We start from the raw sequence: 24669 nt of genomic DNA, 5'->3' as shown, positions 1-24669 counted from the left end.
CCGCTTCCGAGGAACCCCTCCGGCGATCGGGATCAAAGTCCCAGAAAGCGTTCCTGAAGGCTCCGGTCGAGATCGGCCGGCCGTCCGGTCCAGACCGTGCGGCCATTGGACAGAACCGTGCAGCGATCCGCGACCGGAAGGAGTTCGGCGAGGCTCTTGTCGACGACCACGATGGAGAGGCGTTCGCTCTTCAGGGCTTTGATCGCGGACCAGATCTCCTGGCGGATCAGGGGCGCGAGGCCCTCCGTCGCCTCGTCGAGGACGAGGAGGCGGGGATTGGTCATCAAGGCGCGGCCGATCGCCACCATCTGCTGCTCGCCGCCCGAAAGAAGACCCGCCGACTGGTCGCGCCTCTCGGCAAGGCGCGGAAACAGGGCTTCGACCCGTTCGAGGGTCCATGGCCCCTTGCGGGCCGCAACGAGAAGGTTTTCCCGCACGCTCAGGGCGCGAAAGCAGCGGCGGCCTTCCGGCACGAGGCCGATGCCGAGGCGCGCGATGCGGAAGGACGCCATGCCCGAAATGTCCCGATCCGCGAAGCGAAGGCTTTCGGCCCTTGCCGCGACGAGGCCGCAGACGGCACGGATCGTCGTGGTCTTGCCCATGCCGTTCCGGCCCGCGAGCGCGACGACCTCCCCCTCCTCGACCGAGAGGTCGACGCCGAACAGGGCCTGGCTCGCCCCGTAGAAGGCCGACAGATCACGGACTTCGAGAATTCGGCTCATGCCGATGCCTCGCCGAGATAGGCTTCGCGCACGAGCCGGTCGCTCCGGATCTCGTCGGGCGTGCCGGTCGCGACGATCCTGCCGTAGACGAGGACGGAGATGCGGTCGGCGAGTGCGAAGACGGCGTCCATGTCGTGCTCCACCATGAGGATCGGCGTCTCGTGCCTCAGCTGCGAGAGGAGCGCGGTCAACTCCCGCGACCCCTCGCTTCCCATGCCGGCCATCGGCTCGTCCATCACGAGGGCCTTGGAGCCGAGCGCGAGAACGAGCGCCACTTCGAGCCGGCGGCGCTCGCCATGGGAGAGGCTGGCGGCCGGAATCTCCGCCCTGCCGTCGAGGCCGACCCGGGCAAGCGCCTGCATGGCCGGATCGCGCAGCGAGCGGTCGAGCGCTGTGGGTCTAAAGAAGCGGAAACTCGTGCCCTGACGCGCCTGGACGGCGAGCATCGTGTGGGCGAGGGCGGTGAATTCGGGCAGGATCGTCGAGATCTGGAAGGTGCGGCCGAGGCCGGCGCGGGCCCGCTCGGCCGTGTTCCACCGCGTGATGTCGCGGCCATCGAAGGAGACGCTTCCGGCGTCCGGCATCACCGAGCCGCAGATCTGGCCGATCAGCGTTGACTTGCCGGCCCCGTTCGGGCCGATCAGCGCATGGATCTCGCCGGGCCGAAGATCGAGGCTGACATCGTCGGTGACGGTCAGCCCGCCATAGGACTTCCTCAGGCCGGCGACGCGGAGGATCGGTTCAGCCATGTCCGGCACCCTTCGGTGCAAGAAGGCTCATCAGGCCGCCGCGCCCCATCAGAACCACGAGGAGGAGCGCGAGGCCGAGAAAGAACTGCCAGCGCTCGGTCACGCCGCCGAGGAAATGCTCGAGGAGAACGTAGAGGGTAGCGCCCGCCAGGGGGCCGGCGAGCCGTCCGACACCGCCCAGAACGACGAGGACGATGAGTTCGCCGGACATGTGCCAGGACAGCATCGAGGGGCTGACGAAGCGGTTGAGATCGGCGTAGAGCGCGCCGGCGAGGGCGGTGATCGCACCGGAGATGACGAAGGCGACGAGCTGGATGCGGTCAGGCCTGACGCCGAGGGCGGCGAGGCGGTCCGGGTTCTGCCGCGCCGCCTGGAGGGCCGCGCCGAAGCGTGAGGCCTTAATGATGGCGAAGGCGGCAAGGCCCGCGAGAAGCGCGCCGAAGGCGATCAGGAAGAAGGTCATCGGGCGCATGGTGGCAAGCCCGAAGAAGGGATTGCGCAGGATGAGCGCCATGCCGTCCTCGCCACCATAGCCCGGCCAGGCGATCGCCAGATAGAAGACGAGCTGGGCGAAGGCCAGGGTGATCATGATGAAGGCGACGCCGCTTGTGCGCAGGCTGATCGCCCCGACGACGAGGGCGAAGAGGCCTGCCGCGAGCATCGCGAGGGCCCAGACGCTCGCCATCTGCGCCGATGCGGGCAGGCCGAAGGGCAGCGGCTCTCCCCCCATCGCATGGGAGGCGACGATGCCCGCGACATAGCCTCCGATGCCGAAGAAGGCGGCATGGCCGAGGGAGACGAGCCCGCCGAGGCCGAGGGCGAGATTTAGGCCCGTCGCGGCAAGGCCGAGGATCGCGATGCGCGTTGCGAGCGTGACGTGGAAGGTCTCGCCCGAAAGGTTGGCGAGGAGCGCATAGGCGAGCGGGAAGAGGACGATCGCAAGGCTTGCGAGAAGGCTGCGGACCGGGATGGCATGACGCTCAGGCATGGGAGGCGAACAAACCCTTCGGGCGCAAAGCGAGGATCACCGCCATCACCGCATAGATCAGCATGGAGGCGAGACCGCTTCCCAGAAGTCCCGCATCGGCCGGCGGCAGGAAGAGACCAGCGATGCGCGGCAGGAAGAACCGGCCCGCCGTATCCACGAAACCGATGAGGAGCGCGCCGTAGAAGGCGCCCCTGACGGAGCCGATGCCGCCGATGACGATCACCACGAAGGCGAGAATGAGGACCGGCTCGCCCATGCCCACCTGCACCGATTGAAGGGCGCCGACGGTCGCTCCCGCAAGACCGGCAAGGGCCGCCCCGAGCGCGAAGACGATCGTGTTGAGGCTGCGGATGTCGACGCCGAGCGCGGCGATCATCTCGCGGTCGTTCTCGCCGGCACGGATGCGCATGCCGAGCCGCGTGCGCGCGATGAGGAGGTAGAGCCCGATGGCGACGGCGATGCCGAGGCCGATCACGGCGAGCCTGTAGGCCGGATACTGGACCCCGCCGGGCAGGGCGACCGCCCCCTGGAGGAGCGGCGGGACGTCGAGATAGAGCGGGAACGAGCCGAACAGCCAGCGCGTCCCTTCCGAGAAGATCAGGATGAGGGCGAAGGTCGCGAGCACCTGATCGAGGTGATCGCGGGCATAAAGCCGCCGGATGACGGTCGTCTCGACGAGAGCGCCCGCGACGGCCGCCGCCGCAAGGCTCGCCGCAAGACCCAGCCAGAAGGAGCCGCTCGCCGCCGCCACGGCCGCGCAGGCGAAGGCGCCCACCATGTAGAGGGAGCCGTGCGCCAGATTGATCACGCCCATCACGCCGAAGATCAGCGTCAGTCCGGCCGCCATCAGGAACAGCATGATGCCGAGTTGAAGGCCGTTCAGCGCCTGCTCGATCAGAAGTGGAAGGGACAAGCGGTCGGCCTTGTCACATCTGGCAGTCCGCGGCGTAGGCATCGCCGTGATCGGTGAAGATCGTCTCGACGGTGTGGTTCGTCAGGACGCCGTCCTCCTTCACCACCTCGGTCAGGTAGATGTCCTGGATCGGATGCTGGTTGGTGTTGAAGGAGAACTTGCCGCGCGGCGACTGGATGTCGGCCTTCAGAAGGGCCTGACGGAAGGCCTCTGTATCGGACGGCTCGGCGCTTTCATGGGCCGAGAGGATCAACTGGGCTGCGTCATAGGCCTGGACCGCATAGATCGAGGGAAGCCGGTCGTATTGGGCCTCGAAGGCTTCCACGAACCGCTTGCTGGCGGGATTGTCGAGATTCTTCGCCCACTGGCCGGAATTCTTCACGCCGAGGGCCGCATCGCCGATCGCCGGCAGGACGTCCTGGCTGAACGAGAAGCCGGGGCCGATCACGGGAATTTCCGAACCCGACTGGGCATACTGCTTCATGAAAGCGATGCCCATGCCGCCGGGCAGGAACATGAAGACGCCGTCGGCCCCGGAGGCGCGGATCTGGGCGATCTCGGCTGCGTAATCGGTCTGGCCGAGCTGGGTGTAGATCTCGCCGGCGAGCTCGCCCTTGTAGTAGCGCTTGAACCCGGTCAGCGAATCCTTCCCGGCGGGATAGTTCGGCGCCATGATGACCATGTTCTTGTATTCGCGATTGGCATATTCGCCCATCGCCTCGTGCAGATTGTCGTTCTGATAGGCGGCGTTGAAATAGAGCGGATGGCAGCCCGCGCCGGCAAGCGCTGCGGGGGCGGCATTGGTCGAGACGTAGAACTTGTCCTGCGCGGTGGCGGACGGGGCCACCGCCATCAGGATGTTGGAGAAGACGATCCCCGTCAGAACGTCGACATCCTCGCTCTGGATCATCCTGTCGGCGATCTGCACGGCAAGTTCGGGCTTCTGTCCGTCGTCCTCGACCAGAACCTCGACATCCTTCGCGCCCGACTGTTCGACCGCCAGCATGAACCCGTCGCGCGTATCGATGCCGAGCCCGGCTCCCGGACCCGAAAGGGTCGTGATCAGGCCGATCTTCAGGGGCTCGCTTAAGGCGGCGGTCGAGCCGGCGGCGAGCGCAAGGGCCGTGAGTGCGACGATCTTCAAGGTCATGGATGCGTTCTCTCGTTTGTCGTGGAAAATCGAGACCAGGGGACGGGGCGGGCGGTCGAAATGCGGCGCCCGACGGATGGAGCAGGATTCGCGTGCGCCCGCAAGTGTGCTCGCGCAAGAGCGGGCACCCGGTCCGCCTCCACCCATCGTCCTCACAGGCCGCCCGGCGCGATGGGCGGCACGGTCGCCGAGCGGTCCGTGATCTTGCGCAGCGCGAAGGAGGAATTCATCTTCGCCACATGGGGAAGGGAGGACAGGGCGGTCTTGTGGATGTGCTCGAAGTCCTGAAGATCGCGCGCGGCGACCCGCAGGATGTAGTCGTATTCTCCCGACATCAGGAAGCAGACCAGAACATTGGGACAGCGCCGCACCGCGGCCTCGAATTCGGCCAGCTGCTTCTCGCTCTGGCCCGCGAGCGTGATGTTCACCATCACCGTGACCGGATAGCCGAGCAGCTGGCTCGACAGGCGCGCGCTGTAGCCCTCGATCGCGCCGGTCGTCTCCAGCCGGTCCAGACGCCGGGAGCAGGCCGAGGGTGACAGTCCCACCCGTTCGGCGAGCGCCTGGTTGGAAAGGCGTCCGTCCCGTTGAAGCGCCTGCATGATGGCGAGATCGAAGCGGTCATAGGTCATGTGCGCACGATCCTTGCAGCCCGCCGGCCTCGGCGCAAGATCCTTGCGTTGGAACCGGCGAAAAGCGCTGGAAAAAGCGGGACATTGCGGCGCGAACGCTCTTCAATCCTCCCATGATCAGGGATAGGTGAGGACGTTCCCCATGCGCATCGGTTGCCCCAGGGAGATCAAGAACCACGAATACCGCGTCGGGCTGACGCCGGCCGCTGCCCGCGAATACGTGTCCCACGGCCATAGCGTCGTCGTGGAGACGGGGGCGGGCGCGGGCATCGGCGCCGGCGACGAGGACTATGTCGCGGCCGGTGCCGAGATCGTCGGTGCGGCCGAGGACGTCTTCTCGCGCGCCGACATGGTGGTGAAGGTCAAGGAGCCGCAGCCCGGCGAATGGGCGCAGCTGCGCGAGAACCAGATCCTCTACACCTATCTCCATCTCGCCCCGGACCCGGAGCAGACCAGGGGACTTCTGAATTCCGGCGTCACCGCCGTCGCCTATGAGACGGTGACGGATGCGCGCGGCGGCCTGCCGCTGCTCGCGCCGATGTCGGAGGTCGCGGGCCGGCTCTCCGTGCAGGCCGGCGCCCGGACGCTGGAAAAGGCCTGCGGCGGGCGCGGGGTTCTTCTGGGCGGCGTGCCCGGCGTCGCACCGGGCAAGGTGGCGATCGTCGGAGGCGGCGTCGTCGGCAAGGAAGCCGCCCGGATGGCGGTCGGCCTCGGCGCCGAAGTCACCATTCTCGATCGTTCGATCCCGCGCCTGCGCGAACTCGACGATCTCTTCGAGGGCCGGGTGATGACGCGTTTCTCGACGCCGACCGCCCTCGACGAATGCGTCTTCGCCGCCGACCTCGTGATCGGCGCTGTGCTCATCCCGGGCGCCTCGGCGCCCAAGCTCGTCACGCGCGCGATGCTCTCCTCGATGAAGCCCGGCGCGGTCCTCGTCGATGTCGCGATCGATCAGGGCGGCTGTTTCGAGACCTCCCGTGCCACGACCCATGCCGAACCCACCTTCGAGATCGACGGCATCATCCACTACTGCGTCGCCAACATGCCGGGCGCCGTTCCCGTGACCTCGACCTATGCGCTGAACAACGCGACGCTGCCCTTCGGCCTCGCGCTCGCCGATCACGGCCTCGACGCCTTGCGACGCGACCCGCACCTGATGGCCGGCCTCAACGTCCATCGGGGCCGGATCACCAATCGCGCCGTCGCCGACGCGCTGGGCCAGAGCCATGTCGAGGGAGCTTCGGCCCTTTCGGCCTGAACAGGCTGTCGCGGGGCGCCCTCAGACCCGGCCGATGAGGCGCTCGACGATCGGGCTTTCCGGCCGCTCCAGATCGTCGATCACGTCGAAATGGTGCTTGTCGGGCTCTTCCACGCACTCGGTCGCGGCGCCGAGGCCGCGCCAGATATTGGCGAGGAGACGGCTTTGGCGGACGAATTCGGACGTCTCCCTCGCACCCACCCATGCGGTGATGCGCGTTCCGGGCAGCGGCTCCAGAAGGGCGGGGCTCTCGGCGAGGGCTTCCGCCTCGTCGATCCGCAGATGTTCCTGCCGCGCGGTCCTTCGAAGCGGGCGAAGATCGTGAAGGCCCGAGATCGAGACGACCCCCGCGATCCGGCCGCGTGTCTCGCGCCCGAGCGGCGAGGTGTGGCTCACCATGCGCGAGACGAGATGGCCGCCCGCCGAGTGACCGGCAAGGCGGATCGGGCCGCCGACCATGGCCGCGGCGGTCTCGATGGCGCGGCCGATCTCGGCCGTGATGCCGGCGATGCGGATCTCGGAGCATAGGGTGTATTCGGGAATCGCGACCGCATGGCCGTGGGCGAGCGGCCCTCGTGCCAGATGGGACCAGTAGCTGCGGTCGAGCCCCGTCCAGAAGCCGCCATGGACGAAGACGACGAGTCCCTGCGGGCTCTCCTCCGGCAGGAAAAGGTCGAACCGGTTGCGGGTCCCCGGTCCATAGGGAAGGGCAAGCCGTGCCGATGAGCCCGCCTCGTCACGAAAGTCCGCGGCGGGCTTGGCCCAGCGTTCGGGCCATCTATCGCTCTGCGGGATGGCCGCCCTGTTGTCGTAGAGATCGTCCCACTCGGTCATCCTGATCAGCATCGGATGTCGTCTCCTGTTCGGGCAGCGGTGCCTGGCCTCGACGTTCGCCATATCGAAGGCCGGGCCGGTCTGTCGACGTCTTGCGAAGCGAACGCGCGGGCGGTCTTCTTTCCTTCACGCCTGCCGCGCCGATGGTCCCCGCCGCATGTCATGCGACCGCTAGAGGACCACTCTTCCGATCCTGTTCGATGTCCTGCCGATCCTGACTGCCGCAAGCGTCGTCGCGCCCTGTCCAAAGGCATCGGTCCCGCAGTTCTTCGATTGAATGTTGCGGAGGGATTTCCGGGGTGTTCTATATCGCATGCGGACTGGTCGACTCGCGCTTTGCCCCGTTGCGGAGCGCCGGGCTTGAGGTTTGCTGAACCATGCCGATACTCACGTCGTCCGTCAGACGTCTTCGGCATGGTCTTTGAGGAGGAAAACAGGTTGAAAATCGGCGCACCAAGGGAAACCCACAAGGGCGAGTCGCGGGTGGCGATGACGCCCAAATCCGCGCAGGAGCTCCGCAAGCTCGGCCATGAGTGCCTGATCGAGACCGGCGCCGGCACCAAGGCCGGCTTTACCGACGAGGCGTATCGGGAGGCGGGCGTCACGATCGTCGAGGATGCGGCCAAACTCTACGAAACGGCGGATATCGTCGTGAAGGTGAGGGAGCCGAAGGACGAGGAGATCGAGCGCCTCTCCAAGGGCAAGACCCTGATCTCCTTCTTCTATCCGGGCCAGAACGAGGCGCTTCTGGAGGCGGCCAAGACGTCCGGCGCGACGGTCATCGCCATGGACATGGTGCCGCGCATCTCGCGCGCCCAGAAGATGGATGCCCTGTCCTCCATGGCCAATATCGCCGGCTACCGCGCGGTGATCGAGGCCGGCAGCAATTTCGGCCGCTTCTTCACCGGACAGGTCACGGCGGCGGGCAAGGTGCCGCCGGCCAAGGTCCTCGTCGTCGGCGCGGGAGTCGCGGGCCTTGCGGCCATCGGCACCTCCACATCCCTCGGTGCGATCACCTACGCCTTCGACGTGCGCCCGGAAGTCGCCGAGCAGGTGGAGAGCATGGGCGCCGAGTTCGTCTATCTCGATTTCGCCGAGGAGACGAAGGACGGCGCGGAATCAGGCGGCTACGCCTCGGTGTCGAGCCCCGAATTCCGCGAAGCCCAGCTCGCCAAGTTCCGCGAGCTCGCGCCGGACATGGACATCGTCATCACGACGGCGCTCATTCCGGGCCGCGAGGCGCCGGAGCTCTGGACCCGCGACATGGTCGAGAGCATGAAGCCGGGCTCGGTGATCGTAGATCTCGCCGCCGAGAAGGGCGGCAACTGCAAGCTGACCGTCATGGACGAGAAGATCGTCACCGACAACGGCGTGACGATCGTCGGCTATACCGATTTCCCGAGCCGGATGGCGACCCAGTCCTCCACGCTCTACGCCACCAATATCCGCCACATGATGGCGGACCTGACGCCCGGGAAGGACGGCACGGTCGTCCACGACATGGAGGACGACGTCATCCGTGGCGCGACCGTCACCCATGACGGCGAGATCACCTATCCGCCGCCCAAGCCCAAGGTGAAGGCGATCGCGGCGCAAAAGCCCAAGGAGAAGGTGAAGGAGAAGACGCCGGAGGAGAAGCGGGCCGAGGAAAAGGCCGCCTTCGCGGCCCAGACCAAGTCTCAGGTGACGCTCCTGGCCGTTGGCGGCGGGCTCGTGCTGTTTGCCGGTCTGTTCGCGCCGGCCAGCTTCATGCAGCACCTCATCGTCTTCGTCCTGTCGGTCTTCGTCGGCTTCCAGGTGATCTGGGGCGTCGCCCACAGCCTGCACACGCCGCTGATGGCGGTGACCAACGCCATCTCCTCGATCATCATCCTCGGGGCGCTGATGCAGATCGGGTCCGGATCGGCCTTCGTGATCATCCTCGCCGCACTTGCGGTGTTCCTGGCGGCCATCAACATCTTCGGCGGCTTCCTCGTGACACGGCGCATGCTCGCCATGTTCCAGAAATCCTGACGGCGGGGGGCTTTCAGATATGGCATACGGATTCACGACGGCGGCCTATGTGGTCGCGGCGGTTCTCTTCATCCTCTCCCTCGGCGGGCTTTCGGGCCAGGAAAGCGCCAAGCGGGCGGTCTGGTACGGGATCGTGGGCATGGCGATCGCCGTTCTCGCGACCCTGGTCGGGCCGGGGGCGGGCCTCTGGCCGGTCTCGATCATTCTCATTCTCCTCGGCGCCGCCGTCGGCTATCAGCTGGCGACGCGCGTGCAGATGACGCAGATGCCCGAACTCGTCGCCGCCATGCACAGCCTCGTCGGCCTTGCGGCGGTGCTGGTCGGCTTCATCGCCCATATCGAGCTTCGGCGCGTGGCCGGCATGACGCCAGTCGAGCGCGAGGGGCTCGAGGGGTTCGCCGCGCTCATCGCCCACAAGGACCCGGCCGAACTCGCGATCCTCAGGATCGAACTCTTCCTCGGCATCTTCATCGGCGCGATCACCTTCACCGGCTCGGTCATCGCCTATGGCAAGCTCGCCGGAAAGGTCTCGTCCGCCGCGACGAAGCTGCCCGGCGGCCACTGGCTGAACATCGGGGCCGCCGCGCTCTCGGCGCTCTGCCTGATCTGGTATTTCAATACCGCCGGACTGTTCCCGCTGATCCTGATGACGCTCGCCGCGCTCTTCATCGGCTATCACCTGATCCGCGGCATCGGCGGGGCGGACATGCCCGTCGTCGTCTCCATGCTGAACAGCTATTCGGGCTGGGCGGCGGCGGCGATCGGCTTCTCCCTCGGCAACGATCTCCTCATCACCGTCGGCGCGCTCGTCGGCTCCTCCGGCGCGATCCTGTCCTACATCATGTGCAAGGCGATGAACCGCTCCTTCGTCTCGGTCATCCTCGGCGGCTTCGGCAGCACGGGCGGCGAGCAGATGGCGGTCGAGGGCGAGCAGGTGGCGATCGACGCGTCGGGTGTCGCCAATGCCCTGGAGGATGCCGACAGCATCATCATCATTCCGGGCTACGGCATGGCGGTGGCGCAGGCCCAGCAGGCGGTGAGCCAGCTGGTCACCAAGCTGCGCAACCAGGGCAAGACGGTGCGCTTCGCGATCCACCCCGTCGCCGGGCGTCTGCCGGGACACATGAACGTGCTCCTGGCCGAGGCCAAGGTGCCCTACGACATCGTTCTGGAGATGGACGAGATCAACGACGACTTCAAGGACACGGACGTCGTCATCGTCATCGGCTCCAACGACATCGTGAACCCGGCGGCCCAGGACGATCCCAACAGCCCGATCTCGGGCATGCCGGTGCTCGAATGCTGGAAGGCCAAGCAGGTCTTCGTGTCCAAGCGCGGCCAGGGAACCGGCTATTCGGGCATCGAGAACCCGCTCTTCTTCAAGGACAACACCCGCATGTTCTACGGCGATGCGAAGAAATCGCTGGAAGAGCTTCTCGGCAAGATCGAGGGCTAGCACGACGGACCCGGACCCGGCTTTCGGCCTTCGGGCCTCCGGTTTCGGATCGGGTGATCCGAACGACATGTCCGCGTCCTGATCGAACGCCCCGGGAGGCTTGACGCCACCCGGGGCTTTCTCATGCCCGATGCGGCGCGATCCATGGTGGGGTGGGGCGCGGCGAAGGCGCCGCCGCAAAAGGTCCGTCATCGCCGGACCCGCGCCGTCCTGTCTTCATCCCTGCTTTCGCTGGTCCAGCGCTTTCTGCCAGGCCAGCGCGTGTTTCACGATGAGATCGAGATCGTCGTATCGCGGCGTCCATTCGAGCACGTCCCGCGCGCGGCTTGCATCGGCGACGACGACGGCGGAATCGCCCGCGCGGCGTTCGCGCAGCTCGACCGGCATCGCGCCGGTCTGCCGCTCCACCGCCGCGACCACCTCCTTCACCGTGTAGCCGCGTCCGTATCCGACATTCGCCGTCAGGCTCTTCCCGCCATTTCTCAGATATCGCAGGGCCTGGACATGGGCCTCGATCAGGTCGCTCACATGGATGTAGTCGCGGATCGCCGTGCCGTCGCGCGTCTCGTAGTCCGTGCCGAAGATCGCCATGGACGAACGCTGGCCGAGCGCCGTCTCGCAGGCGACCTTGATGAGATGGGTCGCGCCGGCCGTGGATTGGCCCGTCCTGCCATCCGGATCGGCGCCCGCGACGTTGAAGTAGCGAAGGGCGACATGCTCGAGATCATGGGCGGCCGAGACGTCCCGCAGCATCCATTCCGTCATCAGTTTCGAGCGGCCATAGGGATTGATCGGCTGGGCGGCCGCATCCTCCGTCAGGGTCTCGGCGCTCACCTCCCCGTAGACGGCGGCGGTGGAGGAGAAGATGAAGCGGGGCACCCCATGGGCGACGCAGGCCTCGATCAGGAGGCGGGAGGCGGCCGTGTTGTTGTCGTAGTATTTCAACGGATCCCTGACGGATTCCGGAACGACGACCGAGCCGGCGAAATGAATGACCGCGTCGATCTCGTTCTCCCCCATGATGCGGTCGAGGAGGGACCGGTCGGCGATGTCGCCGCGCTCGAAACGGGCCGCCGGCGGAACGGCCCAGTCGAAACCCGTGACGAGATTGTCCACCACGACCACGTCCTCGCCGAGGGCGAGAAGCGCATGGACCATGTGACTGCCGATATAGCCGGCACCTCCGGTAACGAGAACCGTCATTCAGGGAGACTCCGTTGGAACGGCGGACAGGAAAGGGGCGGCTCGAGCCGGACCCCCGTTTATCAGGCCCTCATATGATGTGAGGGACGGAAGGGGCAATTCCCGTCCCGCTGCTTCCTTCGCCCAATCACGGCCCGGCCCTCTTCGATCTCACGGCAAGCATGCGTGCCGGACTGACGCAACGGTATCGGCATCGGGCTGCTTGGGTCCGCGAAGGACTGCCGCCTCGGTATCGCGGAAGAGCGGACACTGAACCGGCGCAAGACCTTCCGGCACTCGGATCGTCTTCATGAATGCCTTTGTTCGCGAGGTCCAGATTCTGGCGGGCGCGATTCGTCACCCGCCGCGCGAAGACCAGGTTTCGGTGAGAACCAAGCACAAGTGCGGGTTTCCTTCGAATCTGGGGACCGGTTCCCCGCGCCGGTTGTCTCGGCAACCGATCCGTGCGAAAATAGTTATCATCGTGTTAACAATCGTTTTTTTAGTTGCGTAGTGAGTTGTTGGCATGCCCTTCGCCTTTCGTGCGAGTTGCGTTCTCGGGCTGCTTCTGGGCGTTCTCCTGTCTTGCGTCGGCGCCGCGTCGGCCGCACGGGTGGATCGCACGGTCATTGCGCTTTACGACAGCACGCTCGAGCCGACCCCCTCCGATACGCTGATCCACACCAATGCCGAGATGCCCCTGAACCATCTCGGCTTCGTCCTCGACTATTACGACGTCTCGCAGGATCTTCCCTCGCGCGACGCCCTTGGCGAGGCGGACGGGGTGCTGACGATGTTTCCGGGCAATCTGCGGCATCAGTCCGCCTATTTCCGGTGGCTTCGGCAGAACGCGGACGTCATCCGCAAGCTGATCGTGCTCGGAGAGGTGGGCGGCGATCTCACCGACGAGAACCGTGATTCGATCAATGCCCTCTTCGAGCGCATCGGTCTTCGCGTGATGCCGCAATTCGTCGAGCGCGGCACGAGCGCCGAGCGCCTTGCGACGGACGAGACCGTGATCGGCTTCGAAGTCCCGCCCGATCCGATCCTGCCCGCCCATCCGCTCGTCGAGCCGCGCGGCGAGGGGGCCGAGATCGCGCTCTCCTACGAGGTGAACGCGGGGCGCCGTGTGCGCACCGATGCCGTCGTCGCCTTCGGCGAGGGCGGGGCCTATGCCGCGCCGGGCTTCTTTCTCTATTACGACGACGCGCTCAACATGAAGCGATGGATCGTCGATCCCTTCGTCTTCTTCCACCGCGCCCTCGACGTTCCGGTCTTTCCTGTTCCCGATACGACCACCGTCCTCGGCCGGCGCCTCTACTTCAGCCATGTGGACGGCGACGGCTGGAACAGCGTCTCCCAGATCGAGCGCTATCGGGGAACCGATACGAGCGCCGCCGAGGTGATGATCGCGGAACTCTTCGAGGCCTATCCCGACATGCCGGTATCGCTGGGCTTCGTGCTGGGTGACCTCGATCCGGATTTCGGCGCGCGTCCCGACAGCGAAGCTTTGGTTCGGCGCGCCTTCGCTCTGCCCCAGGTGGAGGTGGCCAGCCACAGCCGCACGCATCCCTTCGTATGGGGATTCTTCGAGCATTACGACCGGGCGCGTGAGCTCGAACTCATGGCGAGCGCCCGCGGCGAACAGGCCGAAACCGTCATCGATCGCCTGTCGCGCCTTGCCGGGATCGGGCCGTCGCAGGACGCGGTCGTCGCGGCCTATCACGACCTGCCGCGCGCCTATATGCGCGATCCGTTCGACCTCGAGAACGAGATCGGCGGGGCGCTTGCCGAAACCGAGGCGCTTGCGCCCGAGGGAAAGCCGATCGCCCTCTTCCAGTGGACCGGCAATGCCAAGCCCTTCGAGGCGGCGATCGCCGCGACGCGCGCTGCCGGCGTGCGCAACATCAATGGCGGCGATATCCGCTTCGACGACCAGCGACCCTCGACCGGCTATATCGCTCCGATCTCGCGCTTCGTCGGCGGTGAGCGCCAGATCTACGCGGTGAACGCCAACGAGAACATCTTCACCGATCTGTGGACGGACCGGTTCAGCGGCTTCGTGCAGATGCGCGAGACCTTCGAGCGCACCGGCGCCCCCTTACGCCTCAGGGGCATCAATCTCTATTACCACACCTATTCGGCCGAGCGTGCGGCCTCGCTCGACGCGATCAAGTCCCATCTCGACTGGGTGCGCACGCAGGATGTCATCGCCATCCACGCGTCCCGCTATGCCGCGATCGCCGATGGCTTCTTCTCGACCCGGATCGAGGCGATCGGGCCGATGGAATGGCGGGTGAGCGACCGGGATGGCCTCGACACGCTCCGCTTCGACGCTGCCGGGGACAGGGAGGTCGATATCGCCCGCAGCCGCGGTGTCCTCGGCTCCTCGCGCTTCAACAAGTCTCTCTATGTCGCTCTGGACCCCGCCGAGCGGCAAGCCGTCGTCGCGCTCGCACCTTTCTCTGGGAACGGCGGCGAGCCCTCAGGGCTTGCCGAGGCGAACCTTTCGGAAGGCAGCTGGATCGTGTCCGCCTTCTCGCGAGGCGAGGATGAGATTTCCTTCGATGCGACCGGCTTCGGCCCGGGCGAGTTCGCGTTCCGCGACGTTCCGCAAGGAAGGTACCGGCTGGACGCCACCGGGCCGGCCGGGGCTGCCGAAGATCTCGAAGTCGACGTCGGGGCGGACGGCCTGATGCGGATCGAACTGGATATGGATGCCCGCCAGGACAGCGTTCGGGTCTCGATCGTGCCCCTTTCGGCGCAGGAGCCGGTCCCGTCCGGTGTCGAGGAGCGCGCCTGATGCTCCTCAGGAACACGTTCTGGGCCGGTGCCGGCGTCGGGTTTGCGGCGCTTCTCGCGGTCCTCGTCATCGCGCCGGGCCCGTTCGAGGCGATCTCGATGCTCGATCGCGATCAGCGCGGGGAGGCCGCCGCAGATCTCGGCAATACCATCTTCTCCGATGGCGAGGGCGATGTGCGGTTCGTCGAGAAGCTCGCCGATCTCAACCGGTCCTTCGGCGATGCGAAGATGCAGGAACGGGCGATCGACACGCTCCTCGACGAGGACCCGGACAGCGAGCTGGCGCTGCGCCGGGCGGCCGAGTACCTTTCCCATACGCAGGATATCGACGCCTATATCGAGATCCTGACGCGTCTCGCCGATGTCACGTCGAAGCCCAAGGATGTGGAACTGCTTGCGAGAACCCTGAGGCTCTGGGGCGAATTCGACGCCGAGGAAGAGATTCTGGCCTCCTTCGTCGACGTGCCGCTTTCGCCCGAATTGTCGCTTCGCCAGGCCGAAATCCTCGCGAGGGCAGATCGCGGCGAAGACGCCTATCGCGTCCTCTCCCGCACGGTGGTCAAGAACGGTCCCGAGAAATGGGCGACCCAGAGCCTCCTCTTCGACACCATGCTCGATCTCGGCCGCACGCAGGAGGCGACCCGGGACGCCGAGACATGGGTGCGGGCGGGCCTTTCGGAGGAGCGTCAGGCCGATCTCGCAACACGTCTCGCCAATCAGGGGCTGACCGAGGAGGCCATGGCTCTCGCCGGGGCCGACCGGGCATCGGGAAAGCTGCCGCAAGCCCTTGCCTGGAGCCTCGGTAACCAAGGGCATGTCGACCTTGCGCGCGAGGCGGTCCACGCCTGGATCGATCGCGTGCCTGAGGACAAGGCGATCGACGGATTGCGGCTCTACGGCCGCATCGCCGTCTCGCTCAACAGCATGCGCCCCCTTTACGGCGATCTCTATACGCTCCTTTCCAGCGACCGCCCGGACGACCGCCGCACCGGCACAGATCTTGCGAGCGTCGTCTACGGCCTGCAGGGCTTTGCCGCGATCGCCGGGATCCGCCATCTCCTCGATGCGGAGACGGTGGCGAAGCGGCCGCTCTTCGCCGCCTCGCTCGCAAAGGCCGACGGCCGCGCGAATGCGATCCGCCAATACCTCCAGGCGGTCGACATCGACCACCTGACCAAGGACGAGGCGATCGAATGGCGCAGTCTTGCCGAAGTGTCCCTTACCCCGTCGGAGATCGCGACGATCCTGCGCCAGTCCTTCGCCCGCAACGCACTTCCGCCGCCGCTGGTGCCGGTGCTGCGACAGGCGGCGGAACAGGCCGGTTTCGTCGACCCCATCTTTGATCCTCGCCTGAGAGACGAGCGGAGCCGCCGATCATGAGACAGGCCTCGAACGAGAACGCTCCGAATGGAGCGCTGCCGGCCTCGCCGGGCGATCGGCTGATCGTGCCGACCCGGCATTCGCGTCTGCGCCGCCTGTTCGAACTCGCCTGTGCCGGTGCGATCTGGGCCGGCATAGCCTGGCTTCTGCCGCCGCAGGCCTTAGCTGACAGGACGCTTTTCATCCTCGCGCTGGCCTTCACGGCCGTCTTCAGCGTGGCCTACGGAAAGGCGTTCGCGGCGCTCGCGGTCGCGCTCTTTGCGTCCCTTCTGATCGCATCTGCCCCGCCTGCGCCCTCCACCGGCCTCGATTACTACGACCTCGTCTACGGAAAGCTGATCGATCCGCTGATCCTCGCCGTCTGCGGTCTCTTCCTCGGCGAGATGCGGGACCGCTGGCGCGGGCAGTTCGAGGACGCCGTCAGGCTCGGCGAGTTCAGGGAGCATCAGCGCGACGTCATCGCGGGGCATGCGCGCGAGTTGCGCGAGCATGTGGACCAGCTCGAATTTCATCTTGCGACCACCACCGGGCGGGGCGAGCCTCGCACGCTCGCGGGCTTCGTCGAGACCGTCCGCAGCGGCGGGCCGGTCGCCCCCGCGCTTGCTGAACTCGATTTCGCATCCCTCGGCCTCTCCGAGCCGCTGCTCTACTGGAGCCGGGACGGGCAATGGGTCCAGGCCGGCCCGGGCGCTTCCAGGGCCCTGTCCTCCGCCGTCAGGGCGCGGATCGAGAAGACACACGGCGCCGTCTTCATCGAACAACCGGCCATGTCCGGCGGCCGGCCGGCCCATGTGATCGCCGCGGCGATCCGCCATCCCGAAACGAAGGCGCTGAAGGGCGTACTCGTCTTCGCCGAGTGGGCGCCGGCGCTGCAGCCGCCATCGGCGCGGCGGCTCGCCCAGGTGATCGGCGACGAGATCGGCGAGACGTTCCGCGAGGCGGCGGAACCGGCCAAGGCAACGGCCGCAGACCCGTCCGCGCTGAGAAAGGCGCTCGACATCGCGCTGGCATCCCGTGCCCGGTCTGGACGTGCGGGATGAGCGCTGCCGCGATCGGACGGGCCCGCCGGGGCCGGCGCATCTCCGCACGCTTGACCGCGAGGCGCCTCGGCGTTCGCAGGATCGGCGCGATCGCCGGCTTCGGGCTTCTCGATGCGGTCCTGTGCCTTGCGACCGCTTACGGCGCCCTGCCAGTCGGCCCGGCGATCCTCGTTCATTTCGGGCTCGCCGGACTTCTCTTCGCATATCTTTTGAAGACGAAGGCGGAGGGGGCGATCGCGGCGCTCTCGGCCATCAATCTGGCGGTCATGGCCTTTGCCGGAACGGTTGTGACGCTTCTCCAGATCCTCGTCCTCAGCCGTGCGGCCGCGCCCGCCTCGCGGGCCGAATGGAACAGGGACGCCCGACGCGAGGGAGACGACGACGCGACCCGGCTCTACGAGGCGATCGTCCAGAACCAGGCCTATCAGGGGCGAAAGGCGCCCGAGCGCTTCGATCGCGTGATGTCCGAGGGCTCGATCGCCGATCGCCAATGGGTTCTCGCGCAGATCGTACGCTCCGACCGAACCTATCCGTTCGCCCTCGTGGAGGCGGGCCTGAAAAGCCGGGATATCGCCGTGCGCGCATCCGCTGCGGCCGTCTATGCGCGGCTTCGCGAAAAGACGATCGACAGGCAGAAGGCTAGCGAGGCACAGAAGGCCGGCGAGGCGCCGCGTCCGAAGGATCGCGGAGCGTGACCCCGTGATCCGCCCCTTCGATCTCGAACCCGGCCTCGATGCCGATATCTGCGTCGTCGTGGAGGGCTGCTATCCTCATGTTTCGGGGGGCGTCTCCACCTGGGTCGACTGGCTGTTGCGGAATTCCCCGTCCTACCGGTTCGCGGTCACCTCGATCGTGCCGGGGCATGGGGAGCGGCAGGCGCGCTACGGGTTTCCGCCGAACCTCGTCCGGTTCCGCGAGCTGGAACTGGGGAAGGGGCCGGCGGTGCGCTCGCGCTTCCGCAGGCGGCCCGTCGCCGATATCGAGGACCTGGTCGAGAGACTGACCGGCTTCCTGAAGACCGGGTCTCTGGGCGAGTTCACCCGCCTCGAGGCCCTCGTCAACGATCGCGAGCGGCCCTTGTCCTTCGACGATCTCATGCGCGGCGAGACCGGCTGGGCCTTGTGCGTCGCGACCTATGAACGGCTGATGCCGCACACCGCGTTCAAGGACTTCTTCTGGGCCTATCAGGCGCTGGTCGGCGGGCTCTTTTCCGTTCTGACGACGCCGCTCTCCCATGCGCGGACCTATCATACGATCTCGACCGGTTATGCCGGCCTTCTCGCCGCGCGGGCCGCCCTCAACGGCGCGCCCAACGTGATCCTGACGGAGCACGGCATCTACACGAACGAGCGCCGGATCGAGATCCTGATGTCGGAATGGATCGGCGGCACGATCGACAAGGGGCTCGCCGACGGCGACGGCCGGGACGACGTGCGCGATTTCTGGGTGATGGCCTTCGAATCCTTCGCGCGCGTCTGCTACGAGACCTGCAGCTCGATCACCACTCTCTTCGGCGACAACCAGTCGATGCAGCGCCTTCTCGGGGCCGAGGACGCCCGCCTCCAGGTGATCGCCAACGGCATCGACGTGGAGCGCTTCGTCTCGATCGCGCAGCCGCCCGGGGACGCGCCGCCGACGGTCTCCCTGATCGGCCGCGTCGTGCCGATCAAGGACATCAAGACCTTCCTCCAGGCCTCTCGCCGCATCGCGGATGCGGTCGGCTCCGTCCGCATCCTGATCGGTGGATCGATGGACGAGGATCCGCGCTATGCGTCCGAATGTCAGGCTCTCTCGGCGACGCTCGGTCTTGGAGGGATCGTCCAGTTCCTGGGGCAGGTCGATGTGCGGGACCTCGTCGCCAAGACCCATGTGGCGGTTCTGACGAGCCTCAGCGAGGCGCAGCCGCTGACCGTTCTGGAGGCGGGCGCGGCGGGCCGGCCTTGCGTGACGACCGATGTCGGGGCCTGCCGCGAGATGATCGAGGTGCCCGGCGCGCCCGGCGGCGTCGTCACCGACCTCCTGAATGCCGAACAGATCGCCGATGCGGTCGTCGGGCTCCTCACGGACGAGGCGCGGCGGCTCGCATATGGCCGCAACCTGCAGGAGCGGGTCTGCCGCCTCTACACCTCCGAGCGTTCGGCCGCGCGCTATCACGCCCTCTACGAACCCGCCGCGACGGTGAAGAGGCGGGCGGGCTGATGGCGAATATCGGTTTCGAGCTCCGTTTTCCCTCCCGCGACAGGTCGCTGTCCGGCGCCCTCGCGGACGGTCTCTTCGGGGCGAGCGTCGTCGCGGGGCCCTGGATCCTGACGGTCCTTGCGATGGGCCTCCTGCAGGCGACCCGGCAGGACGACGGGGACGCGTTCGCGCTCCAGTCGATCATCATCTACATCTTCTTCATCACGCTTCTCGCCACCGCCCCGGTGATCGCCCTGTGCGGACGGCTCCTTGCGGACGATCTTTACCGGAACGATCCGAGCGAGATCGCCGATGCCTATGTGACCTGCCTCTTCCTGTCCTGGCTCTCGACGACGGTCATCGCCGCGCTCCTCCTGTTTTCCCGGATGTCCGTAGAGCCGGTCGATATCCTGATAGCGGTCCAGGCCTGCGGTCTGGCATCGCTGATGTGGCCAAGCTTCGCCTTCGCCTCCTCGGTCAAGCGATACGGGCTGATCGGGGCGAGCTTCGCCATCGCGCTCGTCGTCTCGGTCGGCGCCAGTCTGGCATTGCGGGAGGCGGGCTTCGGGGCACCCGTGCAGGCCGTCGGGTTCTCGTTCGGTCTGGCGCTCGGCTCGTCCATCATCGGTGGCTTCCTGTTGAGGGCGTTCGGCGGGGCCTCGGTCGGCGCCCCGCGCATCGGGGCGCGATTGTCGCAGGCATGGCGCGATCACCGGCCGCTGGTTCTCGGGGCCGCCTTCGCGGTGGCGGCGATCTGGATCGATTCCGTCGTGATGTGGCTGGGGCCCCTCGGCATCGCCGCTGCCAACGGACTGGAAACGGCGCCTACCTATGACAGCGCGATGTTCGTCGCGCGGCTCGCAATGGTGCCGGGCCTCGCCTTCAACTTCCTCGCGATCGATCCGGCGAGCTACGGGGCGATCCGCCGGTATCTGCAGGGGATCGAGGAGCGCGACACGCTGGTCGCCATCCAGTCCCGCCTGTCGAATGTCGAGACCCTGATCGATCTCCAGCTTCGCGGGCTCCTCGTCCTCCAGACCGGTCTGACCGGATTGTTCGTGGTCCTCGTGCCGTTCGCCATTCCCTTCGTCGGCCTTGCCCATGTCCAGATCGCGACGCTCCAGTTCGGCATTCTCGGCGCGCTGTTCCACGTGATCTTCTTCGCGGCGACCGCCCTCGTTCTCAACTGCGGTGCGGAGCGGGACTTCATGCGCCTTCAGGTGCTCTTCTTCGTGCTGAACGGAGGCGGAGCCGCCCTCAGCCTCCTCCTGCCGTCCGCATATCTGGGCGTCGGTTATTTTCTGGCCGCGCTCGTCTCGGGTCTCGCATCCCTCTATGTCCTGCAATCGGTCCTCCAGAGGCTGACGCGACTGACCTTCGAGCGGGGGCTGACCCTCGCTTCGGGCGCAAGGAGGCGGGGCGGGACGACGGCGGCTCTCTTGGGCCGCATCCACGCCCTCATCCGGACATTCTCAAAGGAAGGAAGATCATGAAACGCTTCGCCTTTCTCTCCGCGGTCGCAGCGGCCTGCGTCCTCGCGGCCCCCGGCCTCGCCTTGATGCCGCAGGCGCATGCCCAGACTGCCGCATCCTCCTCCGAAAGTGCCAGTGAGGGGGAGGGCGAGGGGCGTGCGGCGGAGGCGGGCGTCGCCTACCACATCGGCGATACCGTCAAGATCAGCTTCTTCGAACAGCTGGCCTCGGGCACCGTTCCGGGCGATGAGGGCGCGCCGGCGGCCTATTACCAGCGTCTGGACCTCACCGGCGACTACCGGGTGCAGGAGGATGGAACGGTCGACATCCCGAGGCTCGGCTCGATTCCCTTCGCGGGCCGGGACCGCGCGGCGGTGCGGGACGACATCCTCGCCGCCTACGAAGATGCGATCGGCCAGTCGGGCGATGTCCATGTGGCGGTCGTCTCCAGCCAGCCGATCTACGTTCTCGGACCCGTGGGCACACCCGGACAGTTCGCCTATTCCTCCGGTCTCATCGTCATCCAGGCGATCGCTCTCGCAGGTGGGCTCGGCGAGGATCGGGTGCCGAACGTCTCGCGGCTGGAAGGCGAGCGCGAGGCCGAGCGGGCCGACGGAGCCATGAGCCGGCTCGCAAGTCTCCTCGCACGGCGCGAGCGCCTCGATGCCGAAAGCTCGGGGCAGCCGCTCGACATCCCTTCCGAGCTGACCGTTCTCGTGGGTCCGGCGAACGCCGCCGAGATGATCGAGCGCGAACGCGCGGCGCAAGGCAGTTCAGACGAGGCGCGCGAGCAGGCGATCGGTTCCTATCGCGACCTCATCGCCGGTCTCGAGCGCGAGCGCGCCGAACTCTCCCGCTCGGCGCAGGAGGCGATGGACCGGGCGCAATCGGGCCGCGCCGATCTCTCCCGGATCGAACAGCCCGATCCCCGGCTGACCGACGAGACCGAGGCCCGCGAATATCGCACCATCATCGCCCAGTCCGAGCAGAGACACGACGATCTCCAGCGCGAATTGCAGCGCCTGTCCCGGGAGATCGACGCCTATCGCAATGCGAGCGACAAGGTCGACGTGGACTATGCGGCCCGCCTGCGTCAGGACCTGTTGCAGGTCAACGACGAGATCGCTCTCGCCCGCGCGGCGATGAAGGGCGCGAGCCGGATGTCGCTTTCCTCCGATCCGGCCGAAACCCGCAAGGCCCTCTCCGACTTCAGGATCGAGATCGTGCGCCGGGACAGCGAGGGGACGCGGACCTTCGAGGCCGAGCCGACGACGGAGCTTTATCCGGGGGATGTTGTGAATCTCGAGCCGCGATCCGAGGAAAGCGCCATGCGCGTCGGCTCCGACGCTGCCAGCCGGTAGCCGGCGACGTATCATGCGGCTCCCGAGGCGAACCATGCTCAAACTTCTCTCGGCGTCCCTCGCCGTCCTCTCCGGCAGGCCCGGATGGGCGAGGGCCGCGCCGAACGGTGAGCGCCGCAGGCTCCTCGACGAGGTCTCGTTCTGGGGATGCCAGTACCAGAACATCGACATCGAGGCGCTTGCCGCCTCGGCGCTCGACCTCATCGTCGTGGAGCCGAGCCTCAGCGACGATCTCGGCCTCTTCATCTCCGCCGAAGAGGTCGAGCGGCTGAAGCGCAAGCCCGATGGGGGGCGAAGGCTCGTCCTCGCCTATCTGTCGATCGGGGAGGCCGATACGAAGCGCTGGTTCTGGCCCGAGCGCTGGCGCCGCGAGGCGCCGGACTGGCTCGGCCCGGAGAATACGGCATGGCCGGGCTCGCACCCCGTGAAATACTGGGACGAGGCCTGGGCGGAGCTTCTCCTCGGCGAAGAGCCGGGTCTTCTGAGGCAGATCCTCGATCGCGGCTATGACGGCGCCCTTCTCGATCGCGTCGACGCATTCGCCGACTGGACCGCGACGGTTCCCGATGCGGACGAGAGGATGGTGTCGCTGGTGCGGGAGATCGGCGAGACGGCGCGCCAAAGGGACGGCGACTTCCTCCTCCTGCCCCAGAACGCCGAGCCGCTCCTGCGCTATCGTGGCTATGTGGACGCGATCGATGCGGTGAACAAGGAATCGCTCCTGACGGGGCTCGAATGCCAGAACTGCCTGAACAGCCCTTCGGACGTCGACTGGAGCCTCGATTATTTTCGTCTCGTCGACAGCGGAGAGATCAAGCGGCTCGCGACGGAGTATGTGAGCGATCCGGCGATGATCCCGTCCCTGTCGCGCGAACTGAACCGCCTCGGCTTCACGCCGTTCTTCGGCGTCCGAGCGCTCGACGCGACGCCGGTCGCTCGCGCGCCCTGATAAGGTAGGACCCAGCGGACGCCACGCCGCGATCTCTCAGTTCGCCCCCCGGCCGCCCGGACCTGCGGCCTCTCCTTCGGCGGTCGCCCGCGATCCCTCTTCGGTCCGCCCGTCGCGATCCTGCGTGCTCTCCTTGGCGGCCACCCGCCGGATCAGCGGCGAGAGGGACATGCCCTGCACGAGGACCGAGAAGACGACGATCGCATAGGTCGCCGTGACGATGATGTCGCGCTCGCCGCCATCAGGAAGCGAAAGCGCGAGCGCCACCGAGATGCCGCCGCGAATGCCGCCCCAGGTCAGCACGGCGACAATGCCGGGCGAGAAATGCTCGCGCAGGCGCACGATCTGGAACGGCAGGTAGACCGATGCGAGGCGCGAGAACAGGAGGAGCGGGATTGCCGCGATCGCGACGAGGACATGGGCCCAGTCGAAGTCGATCACCAGGAATTCGAGCCCGATCAGCATGAACAGGACGGCGTTGAGGATATCGTCGATCAGCGTCCAGAAGCCGTGGAGATAGCGCTGGGTCGTGTCGCTCATGGCATAGGTGACGCCGCGCTCGCCGATGAGGAGGCCGGCGACGACGACGGCGATCGGCCCCGACATGCCGAGGGCATGGGCCGCCGCATAGGTGCCCATCACGAGCCCGATCGAGATCAGCACTTCGACCGGATAGTCGTCGATGGCGAGCATCATGCGATAGGCGACGTAGCCCGTGAGCGCGCCGAAGGCCGCGCCGCCAAGGGCCTCGATGGCGAAATCGCCGAAGGCGACCGCGTAATCGATCCCACCGGCGCCCGAGGAGCCGGTCGCGGCGGCAAGCAGGATCGTGAAGACGACGACCCCGACGCCGTCGTTGAAAAGGGATTCGCCCGCCATGTCGATCTCGAGGCGCTTGGGAACGCCGGTCATGGTCTTCAGGGTCGCCAGCACCGCCACCGGATCGGTCGGCGAAATCAGGGCGCCGAAGACGAGCGCCCAGCTGAAGGCGAGGGGAATGCCGGCGAACTGGCACAGATAATAGAAGCCGGCCCCGCTGATCAGCGTCGAGAGGAGGACGCCGAGGGTCGCCATCAGCCCCACCGAAAGGCTGCGCGACTTCAGCGCCTGCCAGTCCACATGCAGGGCCCCCGCAAAGAGCAGGAAGCCCAGCATGCCTTCCATCAGCGTCTCGTTGAAATCGATCGATCCGACGGTGTCACGGATCTGGCTGGCGAAGGCGAGGCCCGGCACGAGATGGGAGGCGGCGATGACGAGGATCGAGGAGACAAGCGCCAGCACCAGGAGGCCCGCATTGCTGGGCAGGCCGATATAGCGCTTGTTGAGATAGCCGAAGGTGCCGGACAGCACCATCAGGATGGCCGCGAGATCGAACAGCGTCGGCATGGCGGGATATGGCTCCTTGAACGAGACCCGTTCGATCGGCGCCGATGCTTCGCCTGCGGACCGGGCGTGACCCGCTCCATCACGGCCCGCTCGTTTCCACTGAACTGCGCTCCGGCACCTTTCGTGGTTCGCGCCGGCGGGCTCTCCCCTTCGCCGTCGGCCTGCCTTCCCAAATCGGAGCGGCATGGCCGAAGGCAAGGCCCG

20 protein-coding genes are annotated in these 24669 nt (G+C 66.8%); 11 read left to right on the top strand and 9 right to left on the bottom strand.

The window, feature by feature from the left end; translation table 11 throughout:
• Positions 1-32: 32 nt before the first annotated feature.
• From DYI37_RS10475 to DYI37_RS10450, 6 genes are all read right to left on the bottom strand, one after another.
• Complete coding sequence (locus DYI37_RS10475; protein ID WP_199520134.1) at positions 33-722, bottom strand: ABC transporter ATP-binding protein; 690 nt, start codon at positions 720-722, stop codon at positions 33-35.
• Positions 719-1471, bottom strand: a complete 753-nt coding sequence (locus DYI37_RS10470) for an ABC transporter ATP-binding protein (RefSeq protein ID WP_116683184.1) — start codon at positions 1469-1471, stop codon at positions 719-721. The genes DYI37_RS10475 and DYI37_RS10470 overlap by 4 nt, the downstream gene beginning before the upstream one ends.
• Positions 1464-2459 (bottom strand): branched-chain amino acid ABC transporter permease, encoded by a 996-nt coding sequence (locus tag DYI37_RS10465; RefSeq protein ID WP_116683183.1) that lies wholly within the window; start codon positions 2457-2459, stop codon positions 1464-1466. The genes DYI37_RS10470 and DYI37_RS10465 overlap by 8 nt, the downstream gene beginning before the upstream one ends.
• On the bottom strand, positions 2452-3372 hold the full coding sequence (locus DYI37_RS10460) for a branched-chain amino acid ABC transporter permease (protein WP_116683182.1): 921 nt from the start codon (positions 3370-3372) through the stop codon (positions 2452-2454). The genes DYI37_RS10465 and DYI37_RS10460 overlap by 8 nt, the downstream gene beginning before the upstream one ends.
• Positions 3373-3385: 13 nt before the next feature.
• Positions 3386-4522, bottom strand: coding sequence for an ABC transporter substrate-binding protein (locus tag DYI37_RS10455; protein WP_116683181.1), 1137 nt, complete (start codon positions 4520-4522; stop codon positions 3386-3388).
• Positions 4523-4674: 152 nt separating this feature from the next.
• The gene (locus tag DYI37_RS10450; RefSeq protein WP_116683180.1) at positions 4675-5154 is read right to left on the bottom strand and encodes an Lrp/AsnC family transcriptional regulator; all 480 of its coding nucleotides are present in this window, start codon (positions 5152-5154) and stop codon (positions 4675-4677) included.
• 142 nt (positions 5155-5296) lie between these two features.
• On the opposite strand from DYI37_RS10450, the gene ald reads away from it, so the two are divergent.
• On the top strand, positions 5297-6412 hold the full coding sequence (ald, locus tag DYI37_RS10445; protein WP_116683179.1) for an alanine dehydrogenase: 1116 nt from the start codon (positions 5297-5299) through the stop codon (positions 6410-6412).
• A 21-nt stretch (positions 6413-6433) separates the two neighbouring features.
• Here the strand turns inward: ald and DYI37_RS10440 are convergent, their stop codons facing one another.
• Positions 6434-7258 carry an alpha/beta hydrolase gene (locus DYI37_RS10440; RefSeq protein WP_116683178.1) on the bottom strand — a complete coding sequence of 275 codons (825 nt, stop codon included), beginning with the start codon at positions 7256-7258 and terminating at the stop codon, positions 6434-6436.
• A 426-nt stretch (positions 7259-7684) separates the two neighbouring features.
• Between DYI37_RS10440 and DYI37_RS10435 the strand changes: the two genes are divergently transcribed.
• Positions 7685-9259 (top strand): Re/Si-specific NAD(P)(+) transhydrogenase subunit alpha, encoded by a 1575-nt coding sequence (locus DYI37_RS10435; protein ID WP_116683488.1) that lies wholly within the window; start codon positions 7685-7687, stop codon positions 9257-9259.
• Positions 9260-9278: 19 nt separating this feature from the next.
• On the top strand, positions 9279-10715 hold the full coding sequence (locus DYI37_RS10430; RefSeq protein ID WP_116683177.1) for an NAD(P)(+) transhydrogenase (Re/Si-specific) subunit beta: 1437 nt from the start codon (positions 9279-9281) through the stop codon (positions 10713-10715).
• Between the two features lie 216 nt (positions 10716-10931).
• Here DYI37_RS10430 and galE read toward each other — a convergent pair whose 3' ends face one another.
• The gene (gene galE, locus DYI37_RS10425) at positions 10932-11918 is read right to left on the bottom strand and encodes a UDP-glucose 4-epimerase GalE (protein ID WP_116683176.1); all 987 of its coding nucleotides are present in this window, start codon (positions 11916-11918) and stop codon (positions 10932-10934) included.
• Between the two features lie 505 nt (positions 11919-12423).
• On the opposite strand from galE, the gene DYI37_RS10420 reads away from it, so the two are divergent.
• From DYI37_RS10420 to DYI37_RS10385, 8 genes are read left to right on the top strand one after another with little or no spacing between them, the layout of a single operon-like run.
• Entirely contained in the window at positions 12424-14700 is a 2277-nt protein-coding gene (locus DYI37_RS10420; protein ID WP_116683175.1) for a polysaccharide deacetylase family protein, read from the top strand.
• Positions 14700-16079 (top strand): tetratricopeptide repeat protein, encoded by a 1380-nt coding sequence (locus DYI37_RS10415; protein ID WP_116683174.1) that lies wholly within the window; start codon positions 14700-14702, stop codon positions 16077-16079. Before DYI37_RS10420 ends, DYI37_RS10415 begins: the two co-directional genes overlap by 1 nt.
• Positions 16076-17119, top strand: coding sequence for a hypothetical protein (locus tag DYI37_RS10410; protein WP_116683173.1), 1044 nt, complete (start codon positions 16076-16078; stop codon positions 17117-17119). The genes DYI37_RS10415 and DYI37_RS10410 overlap by 4 nt, the downstream gene beginning before the upstream one ends.
• Positions 17116-17814, top strand: coding sequence for a YybS family protein (locus DYI37_RS10405; protein ID WP_116683172.1), 699 nt, complete (start codon positions 17116-17118; stop codon positions 17812-17814). The genes DYI37_RS10410 and DYI37_RS10405 overlap by 4 nt, the downstream gene beginning before the upstream one ends.
• Before the next feature lie 4 nt (positions 17815-17818).
• Positions 17819-19318, top strand: a complete 1500-nt coding sequence (pelF, locus tag DYI37_RS10400; protein ID WP_199520133.1) for a GT4 family glycosyltransferase PelF — start codon at positions 17819-17821, stop codon at positions 19316-19318.
• A complete protein-coding gene (gene pelG, locus DYI37_RS10395; RefSeq protein WP_116683170.1) occupies positions 19318-20790 on the top strand; it encodes an exopolysaccharide Pel transporter PelG in 1473 nt (490 codons plus the stop codon). Before pelF ends, pelG begins: the two co-directional genes overlap by 1 nt.
• On the top strand, positions 20787-22130 hold the full coding sequence (locus tag DYI37_RS10390) for a polysaccharide biosynthesis/export family protein (RefSeq protein WP_116683169.1): 1344 nt from the start codon (positions 20787-20789) through the stop codon (positions 22128-22130). The genes pelG and DYI37_RS10390 overlap by 4 nt, the downstream gene beginning before the upstream one ends.
• A 34-nt stretch (positions 22131-22164) precedes the next feature.
• Positions 22165-23079 (top strand): glycoside hydrolase family 191 protein, encoded by a 915-nt coding sequence (locus DYI37_RS10385; protein ID WP_158555140.1) that lies wholly within the window; start codon positions 22165-22167, stop codon positions 23077-23079.
• A 36-nt stretch (positions 23080-23115) separates the two neighbouring features.
• On the opposite strand, the gene DYI37_RS10380 is transcribed toward DYI37_RS10385, so the two are convergent.
• Complete coding sequence (locus DYI37_RS10380) at positions 23116-24465, bottom strand: cation:proton antiporter (protein WP_116683167.1); 1350 nt, start codon at positions 24463-24465, stop codon at positions 23116-23118.
• Positions 24466-24669 lie beyond the last annotated feature (204 nt).

The organism is Fulvimarina endophytica, assembly GCF_003403015.1.
Lineage (GTDB): Bacteria > Pseudomonadota > Alphaproteobacteria > Rhizobiales > Rhizobiaceae > Fulvimarina > Fulvimarina endophytica.
This window is presented reverse-complemented; position numbering and strand designations above follow the sequence as displayed.

Bases quoted from the DNA above. Each gene is read 5' to 3' on its own strand.
- DYI37_RS10475 (WP_199520134.1), bottom strand. From the start codon at position 722: ATGAGCCGAATTCTCGAAGTCCGTGATCTGTCGGCCTTCTACGGGGCG.
- DYI37_RS10470 (WP_116683184.1), bottom strand. From the start codon at position 1,471: ATGGCTGAACCGATCCTCCGCGTCGCCGGCCTGAGGAAGTCCTATGGC.
- DYI37_RS10465 (WP_116683183.1), bottom strand. From the start codon at position 2,459: ATGCCTGAGCGTCATGCCATCCCGGTCCGCAGCCTTCTCGCAAGCCTT.
- DYI37_RS10455 (WP_116683181.1), bottom strand. From the start codon at position 4,522: ATGACCTTGAAGATCGTCGCACTCACGGCCCTTGCGCTCGCCGCCGGC.
- DYI37_RS10450 (WP_116683180.1), bottom strand. From the start codon at position 5,154: ATGACCTATGACCGCTTCGATCTCGCCATCATGCAGGCGCTTCAACGG.
- ald (WP_116683179.1), top strand. From the start codon at position 5,297: ATGCGCATCGGTTGCCCCAGGGAGATCAAGAACCACGAATACCGCGTC.
- DYI37_RS10440 (WP_116683178.1), bottom strand. From the start codon at position 7,258: ATGCTGATCAGGATGACCGAGTGGGACGATCTCTACGACAACAGGGCG.
- DYI37_RS10430 (WP_116683177.1), top strand. From the start codon at position 9,279: ATGGCATACGGATTCACGACGGCGGCCTATGTGGTCGCGGCGGTTCTC.
- galE (WP_116683176.1), bottom strand. From the start codon at position 11,918: ATGACGGTTCTCGTTACCGGAGGTGCCGGCTATATCGGCAGTCACATG.
- DYI37_RS10420 (WP_116683175.1), top strand. From the start codon at position 12,424: ATGCCCTTCGCCTTTCGTGCGAGTTGCGTTCTCGGGCTGCTTCTGGGC.
- DYI37_RS10415 (WP_116683174.1), top strand. From the start codon at position 14,700: ATGCTCCTCAGGAACACGTTCTGGGCCGGTGCCGGCGTCGGGTTTGCG.
- DYI37_RS10410 (WP_116683173.1), top strand. From the start codon at position 16,076: ATGAGACAGGCCTCGAACGAGAACGCTCCGAATGGAGCGCTGCCGGCC.
- DYI37_RS10405 (WP_116683172.1), top strand. From the start codon at position 17,116: ATGAGCGCTGCCGCGATCGGACGGGCCCGCCGGGGCCGGCGCATCTCC.
- pelG (WP_116683170.1), top strand. From the start codon at position 19,318: ATGGCGAATATCGGTTTCGAGCTCCGTTTTCCCTCCCGCGACAGGTCG.
- DYI37_RS10390 (WP_116683169.1), top strand. From the start codon at position 20,787: ATGAAACGCTTCGCCTTTCTCTCCGCGGTCGCAGCGGCCTGCGTCCTC.
- DYI37_RS10385 (WP_158555140.1), top strand. From the start codon at position 22,165: ATGCTCAAACTTCTCTCGGCGTCCCTCGCCGTCCTCTCCGGCAGGCCC.
- DYI37_RS10380 (WP_116683167.1), bottom strand. From the start codon at position 24,465: ATGCCGACGCTGTTCGATCTCGCGGCCATCCTGATGGTGCTGTCCGGC.